The 10,632-nt window shown below is 37.8% G+C and carries 9 protein-coding genes; 2 read left to right on the top strand and 7 right to left on the bottom strand.

Translation table 11 applies throughout. From position 1 onward, the window contains the following. Positions 1 to 688: 688 nt before the first annotated feature. Both ELS83_RS22430 and ELS83_RS05420 read right to left on the bottom strand, forming a co-directional pair. Positions 689 to 1,858 carry a hybrid sensor histidine kinase/response regulator gene (locus ELS83_RS22430; protein ID WP_171594509.1) on the bottom strand — a complete coding sequence of 390 codons (1,170 nt, stop codon included), beginning with the start codon at positions 1,856 to 1,858 and terminating at the stop codon, positions 689 to 691. 687 nt (positions 1,859 to 2,545) lie between these two features. Next, positions 2,546 to 3,955, bottom strand: coding sequence for a capsule assembly Wzi family protein (locus ELS83_RS05420; RefSeq protein WP_171594508.1), 1,410 nt, complete (start codon positions 3,953 to 3,955; stop codon positions 2,546 to 2,548). Positions 3,956 to 4,830: 875 nt separating this feature from the next. Here ELS83_RS05420 and ELS83_RS05415 point away from each other — a divergent pair. Continuing rightward, positions 4,831 to 4,968 (top strand): hypothetical protein, encoded by a 138-nt coding sequence (locus ELS83_RS05415; protein WP_171594507.1) that lies wholly within the window; start codon positions 4,831 to 4,833, stop codon positions 4,966 to 4,968. 302 nt (positions 4,969 to 5,270) lie between these two features. Then, positions 5,271 to 5,408, top strand: coding sequence for a hypothetical protein (locus tag ELS83_RS05410; protein WP_157471414.1), 138 nt, complete (start codon positions 5,271 to 5,273; stop codon positions 5,406 to 5,408). Between the two features lie 181 nt (positions 5,409 to 5,589). Here ELS83_RS05410 and ELS83_RS05405 read toward each other — a convergent pair whose 3' ends face one another. The 5 genes from ELS83_RS05405 to wecB are packed head-to-tail and all read right to left on the bottom strand — an operon-like array spanning position 5,590 to position 10,614. Continuing rightward, the gene (locus ELS83_RS05405; protein WP_171594506.1) at positions 5,590 to 6,711 is read right to left on the bottom strand and encodes a mannose-1-phosphate guanylyltransferase; all 1,122 of its coding nucleotides are present in this window, start codon (positions 6,709 to 6,711) and stop codon (positions 5,590 to 5,592) included. A gap of 38 nt (positions 6,712 to 6,749) precedes the next feature. After that, the gene (locus tag ELS83_RS05400) at positions 6,750 to 7,235 is read right to left on the bottom strand and encodes a WbuC family cupin fold metalloprotein (RefSeq protein ID WP_171594505.1); all 486 of its coding nucleotides are present in this window, start codon (positions 7,233 to 7,235) and stop codon (positions 6,750 to 6,752) included. Between the two features lie 56 nt (positions 7,236 to 7,291). Next, positions 7,292 to 8,245 carry an MraY family glycosyltransferase gene (locus tag ELS83_RS05395; protein ID WP_216616391.1) on the bottom strand — a complete coding sequence of 318 codons (954 nt, stop codon included), beginning with the start codon at positions 8,243 to 8,245 and terminating at the stop codon, positions 7,292 to 7,294. A 21-nt stretch (positions 8,246 to 8,266) separates the two neighbouring features. Beyond that, positions 8,267 to 9,475, bottom strand: a complete 1,209-nt coding sequence (locus tag ELS83_RS05390; RefSeq protein WP_171594503.1) for a glycosyltransferase family 4 protein — start codon at positions 9,473 to 9,475, stop codon at positions 8,267 to 8,269. 8 nt (positions 9,476 to 9,483) lie between these two features. After that, entirely contained in the window at positions 9,484 to 10,614 is a 1,131-nt protein-coding gene (gene wecB / locus ELS83_RS05385) for a non-hydrolyzing UDP-N-acetylglucosamine 2-epimerase (RefSeq protein WP_171594502.1), read from the bottom strand. Between the last annotated feature and the right edge of the window lie 18 nt (positions 10,615 to 10,632).

Here is a 10,632-nt window from a genome sequence, read left to right as displayed (position 1 = left end):
GCAGAGTGGCATCMGAATTGCACAACCAAGGGTTCCTGAGCGGAGTCGAAGGACCCGGTATAAACTACTAGAATCAACAATTAAGAGATGTAGAAGTTCATATTGAATTCAGGCTCATCAATGGTTTTAAAGGTMCAATAACTTCTCGCAGATATTCGCTGATTAATTCGCAGAGTTTCGCAGAGTGGCATCCGAATTGCACAACCAAGGGTTCCTGAGCGGAGTCGAAGGACCCGGYATAAACTACTAGAATCAACAATTAAGAGATGTAGAAGTTCATATTGAATTCAGGCTCATCAATGGTTTTAAAGATCCAATAACTTCTCGCAGATATTCGCTGATTAAATCGCAGAGGTTCGCAGAGAGGCATCCGAATTGCATAGCCAAGGGTTCCTGAGCGKAGTCGAAGRACCCGGTATAAACTACTAGAATCAACAATTAAGAGATGTAGAAGTTCATATTGAATTCAGGCTCATCAATGGTTTTAAAGGTACAATAACTTCTCGCAGATATTCGCTGATTAAATCGCAGAGGTTCGCAGAGAGGCATCCGAATTGCATAGCCAAGGGTTCCTGAGCGGAGTCGAAGGACCCGGTATAAACTACTAGAATCAACAACAAAGAGATGTAGAAGTTCTTATTGACAATTCGGCCAAAAGAGGTTTCAATCAGTACTTACCACCAACATGCTAATACTCTGGAAGTAAAAACGAAACACTCACCCCGCCTTCCTGCAGGTTCTCCACATCGACTTTTGCTTTGTGTAGGTCCATTACCAGTTTAACGACAACCAGTCCTGGAGTGAATCGTTTGAATTCTTCGGTGCGTTCGGTTTTTTCAAGGTCGAAGAAGCGGAAGGTGTAGTTCACTTCGCCCTCGGCAAAGTGGGTTCCAGTATCCTTTACGAAGACCTTAATTTTTTGTCCCATGAGCTCAGCTCCTACGTAGACTTCGGAGCGAGGTGGTGTGTTTGTAATTGCATTTTCGAGGATCTTTTCCATGCAGATCTCCAGCAATCTCTCGTCACCACGTACGATGTAGTTTTTAGGAATATCTATTTTCAGTTTGACTTTACGCTCAGTAATCAGACCTCGTAACTTATCGGTACTCGATTTTACTACTTCATGAACCGGCAAGCCAACCACTTTCATTTCATAACGATCGAATCGCAAAGCAGAAAGCAATAGGGCGATATCCGAAACCCCAATCAGCTTTTCACAAGCCTGCTTGATAAAACGAACGTATTTCAGATTGGTCTTATTCTTGATCGAAAACTCCAGCATATCGGCAAAACCCACGATTCCATTTAATGGTTCGCGCAGCTCGGTCGACATTAGAGAAAGAAAGTCATTCTTGGCATCTTCCAGTTTCGATAGCTGAAGATTGGCCTCTTTTAAACCATTGTTCGCATCTTGCAACTCCATTGTGCGGGCTGCCACACGCTCTTCCAGCTGCAAATTCATGAACTTTAATGACTCATTCTTGTGCTTCAGTTCAAGGTGTGTGTTCACACGTGCAATTAGCTCTTGTGGGTTAAAAGGTTTGGTCACATAATCCTGTGCACCAGTCTCAAAACCTTTAACAATATCATCACTATCGATTTTTGCCGTCAGGAAAATCACTGGAATATCCTTGGTTTTATCCTTCGACTTCAAATATTTACAAACTTCATACCCATCCATTTCAGGCATCATGATATCCAGCAATATCAAATCGAAACTGTCTGCAACACAAAGCATCAATGCATCTTTTCCATTCATTGCATATTGAATCTCATAAGATGGATTGGATAGAATTGCCTGTAGAACTTTAATATTTTCGGGAATGTCATCAACGATAAGAATACGATGTTTCTTCATTGCTAATTTGTTATTAGAAGGGGGTTTAAGTTGTAATTATCAGCTCGACCAGATCATACATAATTAATTAAAGACCCGATCAAAGCATAAATATAACATATTAATTCTAAGATTCGATAAAAAAGGTGGAAAAGTCGAGCTTCGACTCCGCTCAGCTACCTAAGAGTCCAGCTTCGACTAATTCATGACTGCTGAACACTGAGCACTTATTACTCATTGATCATTGTTAATTGCTAATTGTTTATTGCTATTCACCCCCCTAAATTCCCCCTAAAAGGGTGGACCAGGTCGCTACCAAGACTTAAAGCTTGAAAATGAATTCTGAATGCTATCTTTCGCCCTGAAAGGGCATACTACTTCAGCCCAGGGCAAATGAGCAAAGCGAATGTCACCCTGGGTAATAACGAATGAGGTTAATCGTCGCAACTAGTGGCTTTTAATATTGTGTTTCGCTGCATGCGACGGAAAGGAAAGTCGAAAAGTCTAAAGGTCTAAAAGTCCAAGGGTCGAGCTTCGACTCCGCTCAGCTACCTAAGAGTCCAGCTTCGATTACTCCTGAAACCTTTTGGGATAGCTACCTAAAAGTCTTGAAGAGAAAAGAACTACCAAGCTTTGAAGTTTCCACGAATTCAAAACTACTGACCACTGAACAATTATTATTCATTACTCATTAATAATTACTCATTATTAAAAAATTCCTTTCTTATAAATCCTCAAGAAACACCCCACATTGTCCTTGTACAACTCCCCCTGGTCCATAGAGATGGAAAAGCTCAGCTCTACAGGCAAAGTTTTCTCTGGCAAATGCAGCTCCAACAGGGCCGAAACCTGTTCTTTCATTCCGCCTGCCAATGGTGCTGAATACCTTCCCCAGTTTTGAGAGTAGGTCAACAAAGTGCGGTAAGGAATTTTATTGAAAAGATAACCTTTTACTCCAAAATGATGTGCCACAATGCGGTTATTGATTACCCCCAAAGTGTGTCCATCCTCATTTTCGGCAGCAGGAATAAAAAATGGCAAACCCAAAGTGCGACCATGGTGGGTCCAGCCTGATTTATAAATGTAGTTATTGAAATAATTGTCCCGTCCTGTATATAATCCTCCATCAGGATTAGTTACTCCTCCTGGAGTGCTACCTGATTGATACTTGGTATAATAATTCTCATACATGGCAGCTGTTATCCAATTTTTATCTCCCTTAAATTTAGCGTACAAACCTGTTACTCCATCAGGACGAGTAATGTAAATTCCTGAATGATCTTCGAACATGGTCTGGCGGTATAATTCCCATTCAACTTCCTCCGTTTTATAATACAAATGGATATCCCATCCTCCCAAGTGATTTCCATAGGAATTTTCCCATTCTCCATATACTTCATCTTCAGCAGTTCCCTTTCCAATCGTCATCCTTGCATAATTTTCCAAATCAGATGGCAATTCTCCAATTTCTGGATTAGAAGAAGTTCCCCCCCACTGGGCATAATGCTGGAAACCAACTTCCAGGTTGAATCTGCGATCACCACCCAAACGAATGTAGGCATTCTTATAATGAACCCTTGTATTGTCTACATAGCGATCATCGAACATAATTCCTTCCGAATACATCCCTTTTACAGCCAGCCAGTCTTCTGCAAATGGCACTTTCCAATAGCCATGCGAACCCACCGAAATTCTTGGAATGGCGCGTGCATTGTTCGATAAAAACAAATTCCCATTGGTAGCAGAAAGATTTCCGAACTGAGCATCTTCATAACGCGATCCGACCGATAACAATACTTTCTTCCAGGAAAAGCGTGCGTAAGCCTGTGAAAGGATCACATCTGTTTCATCGGCAATGGATCCTGTTGCGGTCAATCCAAACTCATAATCCAACTGCTTGGCATCTTTCTTTGAAAAGCTGTTGTGCAAGGAAAAGTCAGTCACCAATGCATTCTCATTGGGCACTCTCCCATTTTGATTGCTCACCAACCAGAATGGCAAATTGTCTTCGGACGACAAATAGGCCGAGGCCGACACTTCATAATTCAAGGATTTTTTCTGGGCAAAAATCCCAGCAGAGCATAGTATTGCAAGTCCAAGTAGTATTGTTTTCTTCATTTTATTGTGATTTGATTTCGCTATTAACGAACGATGCATCCCAATTAGTATTGAGAGTGCGTAATTTATTTTATGGCCACAAATTTAGCAGTAATTATGAAAAAAAAGAGAATTAGGGTTGGAAAGTCCAGCTTCGACTCCGCTCAGCTACCTTTCGAGACTGCTACCAAAGAGTCTGGCATAAAGTCTTGAAGAGAAAAAAGATCTGCCAGAACTTGAAGAAGTAGCCCTGAAAGGGCGTATTAGTTCAGCCCAGGGCAAATGAGCGAAGCGAATGACGCCCTGGGTTAAAGGAAACCAAAAAAATCGTCGCATCTCCAAAATTTCATTATTGTGTATCGTTTCATGGGACGGTAAGAAAGCTTGGACTACTCCCGAATACTCTCGGGACTGCTACCTTTCAGGACTGCTACCAAAGAGTCTGGCATAAAGTCTTGAAGAGTCAGGATGAGTCTTGAAGAGTCTTGAAGAGAAAAAGAACTACCAAGCTTTGAACTTAGCATTAATAGTTGATTGCTAACCACTGAAAGCTTACTTCTCATTCACAAAATCACCCATTCACCCATTCACTCATTCACTCATTCACTCATTCACTCATTCACTCATTATTAAAGTCCAATTGTCTAAAAGCCTAAAGGTCGGAAAGTCTGGTATAAAGTCTGGAAGAGCCAAAGAACTTTAAGCTTTAAATTTAGCATTGATAGTTGATTGCTAACCGCTGAAAGCTTACTTCTCATTCACAAATTCACAAAATCACACATTCACAAAATCACACATTCACACATTCCCTCATTACTCATTATTAATTACTAATTATTTCGGTAGGGTTTTTTGCCACCAAAACGTTCTAATAATACACACTACAAATTACAAGAATGGAACATTTACCAACAGAAATCGCAAAAGCCATACAAAATGGCATGGAAGAAAACGAAATTATTAAATTGGCAAAGGAACTACTGGAACAGGGTGAGAAAGAACAAGCATCACTGGTTTTGGATTATTGTTTTTGAGAAGATTTGTGAATTCGTGATTTTGTGAATTTGCAAATGATTAAATGAGTAACTTTTGAACTATTGAACCAATAGGTAGCTATCCCGAAATACTTCGGGAGTAGTCGAAGCTCGACTCTTAGGTAGCTGAGCGGAGTCGAAGCTTGACTTTTTGACTTTAGATAAAACAAACGTTTTCGACCACAAAAACCACATTATCTAACACAAAACAAAAAACTTGGCAAACTTGACAGCTTGACAATATAAATTATTTTTATACATTTGTGATGCTTTAAGCACACTACTATTACAATGTTATTAATATGGAAAATTTACCAAAGGAAATAGCGGAAGCTATAAAAAATGGAGCAGCCGACAATCAATTGATCAAAATGGCCCAGGATCTTCTGGAAAATGGTGACCAGGAAAATGCTGCTAAGGTTTTGGATTTTTGTTTCTAAAGAAAACAATGTCCAAGAATAAAGAGGCTGTCCATATATGGACAGCCTCTTTGTTTTCAGCATGTATTCAAATCTTCATTTGATCTACATAAAAAAAGCTGTCTTATTAGGACAGCTTCCTCTTTTTTCTATCGGCCCCAAAAGTGCTAACATACTTGAGGGTTGGTACGCCGATCATTATTTATTTTATTACCGCAGCTCGGAATTCCTTTATGCGTTGCTCCTCTTCTTTTTTACAAATCAACAAAACATCATTTTCTTCTACAACAATATAGTCCTGTAAACCTTGAATCACAACCTTTTTATTTGTAGGCATGTTGACAATACAGTTGTCAGCTTCAAACAAATGCACTTGCTCTCCTACAACTGTATTTCCCTGTTCGCATTTTTCTCTCTTTTCCCATAAAGATCCCCAGGTTCCCAAATCAGACCAACCGAAATCGGCTGGATGTACGAAAATATTACTGGCCTTTTCCATTACTCCATAGTCAATGGAAATGTTTGTACAGGTTGGAAACATATCATTAATAAATGCCTGTTCTTTTTCCGTATTGTACACCTCTGCTCCTTTTTGAAACAGTTCTGCTACCTCAGGAAGACAAGATTCAAAAGCATCCAAGATGCTTTTTAAAGACCAAAGGAAGATTCCTGAGTTCCAGAAGTAGTTACCTGCAGCCAAATATTCTTTGGCTGTTTCCAGGTTAGGCTTCTCTTTAAAAGCTTCCACCTTGCAAACACCTTCTTTCTCCTCACTAGCAGGCATGGTTTCGTAAGATTCCCCTTCCGTTCCAATTTGAGTACTTGCTTTAACATTAATACTTGCCTGTATGTAACCATATCCGGTTTCAGGACGATGAGGCTGAATACCCAAAGTCAGCAAAGCATCCTTTGAAGAGGTAAATTCCAAGCCATTCTCAATAATACGGATAAACTCCCCTTCATTGGTTATTAAATGATCTGAAGGTGCCACCACAATATTCGCGTTAGGGTTCAATCCTTTTATTTTATAGGCAGCATAGGCTATACATGGAGCAGTATTTCGCATACATGGCTCCAATAGAATGTTACTTTCCAATAATTCGGGACATTGCTCCGTAACCAAATCTTTGTATTTGGCTGATGTAACAATCAGAATGTTCTCAGCAGGAGCTATCGTTTTAAAACGAGCGACTGTTTGTTGTAGTAGACTCTTGCCAATACCTAACACATCCAAAAATTGCTTTGGTTTCTCTTCGGTACTCATGGGCCAGAATCGGGAGCCTACGCCACCGGCCATGATTATAATGTAGTTATTAAAACTCATATTAATTACTTATATTTTTTTCACCTCTTAGAAATATGCTATTTCCTATTATTTATTAGACCTGCAATTTCACCTCTTAATGCTTTTATATATGCAATGCTTGATTCTGTATTATGAACCTCAGGAGCCCATGTAGCGAACTCAACACCTATATTCGGAACATATGGACCTTCCTTTATTTCATAAATGACCGATCCTTCCTCTTCCACCAAAATAGTATGCCAAACTCCGGCAGGAATTTCCACTCCATATTCCCCTTCTAATGGATCAAGATGTTTAACTGTAGTGATTTCACCAACATCGTTAAATAATAAAACCGTAATTTTACCTCGTAACAAAAGAAAAATTTCGACTTGTGAGGTATGACGATGCGGACGCAGATAAGTTTCAGGTTCCAAGGCATTTAACATTCTTTGCAACAACTCCTCACCATTGGCATGAAAATTAAAATTCATGCGTTTGCGTGGGTTATCCTTTGCCGCGATACTAACTTGCTCTAAAAGTTCTTGATTGATATTTTTCACAATGATAAATTTCAGCTTAAAAGTTCATAGAATTTAATTTCTTTTCTTTCAAGAAATTATGCCAATTGGTGCAAATGATAATACTTCCTTTTTATCAAAACATAAACCAAAGCAAGGATAATCAGCAAACCAACAACCAACAGCCCTACATACATAACAGGATAATCTATATACAATAAATAAAGCGCAAAACAATTAATTCCCATTTGAAGAACTGCATAGGAAGCAGAAACAATTACATGTGGAACCTTTGCTTCATTGGCTAATATCTGATATAAATGTTTTCTATGAGCCTGAAAAATATTTTCCTTCAAAATCAATCTATGGATTATAGTCAAAACAGAATCAACTCCATAAACACCCAGTAATAAAACTGGAACAAGAGAAGGTTCTAATAATAACAATTTTCCAATCATAAATAGTAGGATGAATGCGATAGCTATTGATCCAACATCACCAGCAAAGCACTTTGCTTTTTTTCTGAAATTGTAAAAATTAAAAACCAAAAGACTCAAGCCTGTACAATAAATCAAATCATTTTCAATAAAATTCATATGGTAATTATTAATCAACCATAATCCTCCAAGAACTGCCAAACTATATGCTCCTGTAATTCCATTGATCCCATCCATAAAGTTATAGGCATTGGTAATGCCAATAAATAGAATAAAAGCAAACACAATCCAATACCATGAAAGTTCAAACAAGTCCAATTGATAAAATAACAGCCCCATGGAAACCAAGTGAAAGGACAAACGCAATTTATTCGACAAGGTCAGCACATCATCCAAGAAACTTATTAAGGTTATGAAACTTAAACCTAAAAAGAACCAAGGATATTGAAACCCTGAGTATATAAAAAAAGATAATGCTCCAAAGTAAAAGATAATACCTCCTCCTCTTATAGTAATGGATGTATGAGAGCTTCTTTCATTCGGTTTATCTATGATATTAAACTTATCAGCTATTTTAAAATAAACACTTATTATTATAAATAATATAGTAATCAACAACAAATATATCATCAGGTTTTAATTGTTATAAGATTTAAGCAATTCTTCCAACTCCTTTAAAAGTCTTCTCTTTTCAAAGTTTGAAGAATAATAATTCAAAGCACTCTTTTTCATCTCCTTCCTTTGGTTTTCCGAAAGAGAGTTCAAATAAATTGCCTTTTTAGATAGCGCATAATAATCCCCTGCCGAAACCGCAAAACCACACTCCGCTTCTTCAATTAATTCTGCAGCCTCACCATTGAGCATAGCTAGCACAATACAACCAGATGCCATATAAGCTTGAATCTTTGCAGGTACAGTAAGACCAAAAATAGGCTCATCCTTTAGAGATACTAACAAAACATCTGCTTTTTTAAAAAATAAAGGCATTTTATCTAATGGGTATCTACCTAACAAGTAAACATTGGATAAGTTTTCACTTATAATTTTCTTTTTTATCCAATCTACCTTACGACCATCACCAACGAGAACCCAATTAATTCCCTGATCTTTTGTTAATTTAGCAGCCTTTAAAACATTTTCAAAATCTTGAGCTTCTCCAATATTTCCTGCAAAAACGACATTGAAACCAGAAGGAAGTTTAATATCATTAGGATTATTATCTATCTTCTGTATGAAAACATCTTCTGCCCAATTGGGAAAATAACTAATTTTCTTATCTGGTGGACATTTATCTTTAATTGAGTTCTCAAAATTCTTAGAGCTAATTAAAATATGATCTGATGCTCTATAGATCCTTTCCACAATTTTGGTAATCCAGCTAATTACGAATTTTGATTTTATATTACTCGCTGCTTGAATACTCTCTGGCCAAAGGTCCAAAACCCATACAACTAAAGGAATATTGTACCTTTTCTTCATCCAAACGCCCGGTAAAGCCGAAAAAACAGGAGAAAGCTGCTGAACAAAAATTACATCATATTCGTTTCTTAACTTAAATAAAAAATATAAAAAACTAAAAAAGACAAACGAGAAATAATTTAGTGCTAAATAAAATCCATTACCATTTTTTCTAGGGAACAATGGAACTCGAATAACATTAACTCCATTAATCACTTCACTATCCGAAGAAAAGAAGCTATATCCATCGTAAAAATCACCCTTGGGATAATTAGGTTTACCTGTTAGAACTGTTACATCATGACCTTTTTGAACCAAATCAAATGCAACATCGTTTCCTTTAAAAGATTCTGGATAAAAATACTGGGACACAAACAAGACTCTCATAATACCAACTACTTAGACCATACTACACGATTCACATAGTCTGTATAAGACATGATTATTCTAACCACTTTATCTGAAACATTCGGCATCGAGTAATCATATACAGGTCTCAGATTGCGATCCATTCCTCTTTTTTGAGAATCAAGAACTACTAATCCTTGCATAATTCTTTCCGGATTCAATCCTACCATCATTACTGAAGCCTCTTCCATTGCCTCAGGGCGTTCATGAGCCTCACGGATATTTAAAGCTGGAAAGTTCATGATAGAAGATTCTTCGGAAATGGTACCACTATCAGAAAGTACAGTCTTTGCTTTCATTTGCAAATGGTTATAATCATGAAATCCTAAAGGTTTCATCAATTGAATCAATGAATTAAACTCAACACCCGTTTCGTTTATTCTGTTACGAGTACGTGGGTGGGTCGAAACAATAACTGGCATTTGATATTTATCAGCCACTGCATTCAAACTTTTCACCAAATTAGAAAAGTTATCTGAGTTGATATTCTCTTCCCTATGTGCCGACACCAGGAAATATTCTCCCTCTTTTAAATCCAACCTAGATAGGACATCAGATCCTTCAATTTTTTCTTTATAGGCATGAACTACTTCATAGATTGGTGAACCTGTTTTAATTACTCTATCTGCCGACAATCCCTCTCTTAACAAGTATTCTCTGGCAATAGAGCTATAGGTTAAGTTAATGTCTGCCACATGGTCTACAATCTTGCGATTGGTTTCTTCTGGAACACGTTGATCAAAACAACGGTTCCCAGCTTCCATATGGAATATAGGAATTTTACGTTTCTTTGCGGCTATGGCACATAGACAAGAGTTTGTATCTCCCAGTACCAAGAAAGCATCTGGTTGGATCTCTTCCAAAACAGGATCGATATTCATCAAAATTTTACCTGCAGTAACCGTTGCATTCCCACCAGCGGCGTTCAAAAAATAATCAGGCTTTCTTAAGCCCAGGTCCTGGAAAAAGACTTCGTTTAACTCGTAGTCATAATTCTGACCCGTATGCACTAATATATGATCGATACTTTCAGTAGCATCTAATTTTAACAACACCCTTGATAAACGGATAATTTCCGGACGGGTTCCTACTACTGTTACAACTTTTAATTTATTCATTCGATTTATTTTTTGCGG

Origin of the sequence: Marinifilum caeruleilacunae (genome assembly GCF_013141825.1) — a bacterium.
In the GTDB taxonomy this organism is placed as follows: Bacteria; Bacteroidota; Bacteroidia; order Bacteroidales; family Marinifilaceae; genus Marinifilum; species Marinifilum caeruleilacunae.
This window is presented reverse-complemented; position numbering and strand designations above follow the sequence as displayed.

Excerpts from the sequence above, each read along its gene's own strand:
- ELS83_RS22430 (WP_171594509.1), bottom strand. The coding sequence starts at position 1,858 with ATGAAGAAACATCGTATTCTTATCGTTGATGACATTCCCGAAAATATT.
- ELS83_RS05420 (WP_171594508.1), bottom strand. The coding sequence starts at position 3,955 with ATGAAGAAAACAATACTACTTGGACTTGCAATACTATGCTCTGCTGGG.
- ELS83_RS05415 (WP_171594507.1), top strand. The coding sequence starts at position 4,831 with ATGGAACATTTACCAACAGAAATCGCAAAAGCCATACAAAATGGCATG.
- ELS83_RS05410 (WP_157471414.1), top strand. The coding sequence starts at position 5,271 with ATGGAAAATTTACCAAAGGAAATAGCGGAAGCTATAAAAAATGGAGCA.
- ELS83_RS05405 (WP_171594506.1), bottom strand. The coding sequence starts at position 6,711 with ATGAGTTTTAATAACTACATTATAATCATGGCCGGTGGCGTAGGCTCC.
- ELS83_RS05390 (WP_171594503.1), bottom strand. The coding sequence starts at position 9,475 with ATGAGAGTCTTGTTTGTGTCCCAGTATTTTTATCCAGAATCTTTTAAA.
- wecB (WP_171594502.1), bottom strand. The coding sequence starts at position 10,614 with ATGAATAAATTAAAAGTTGTAACAGTAGTAGGAACCCGTCCGGAAATT.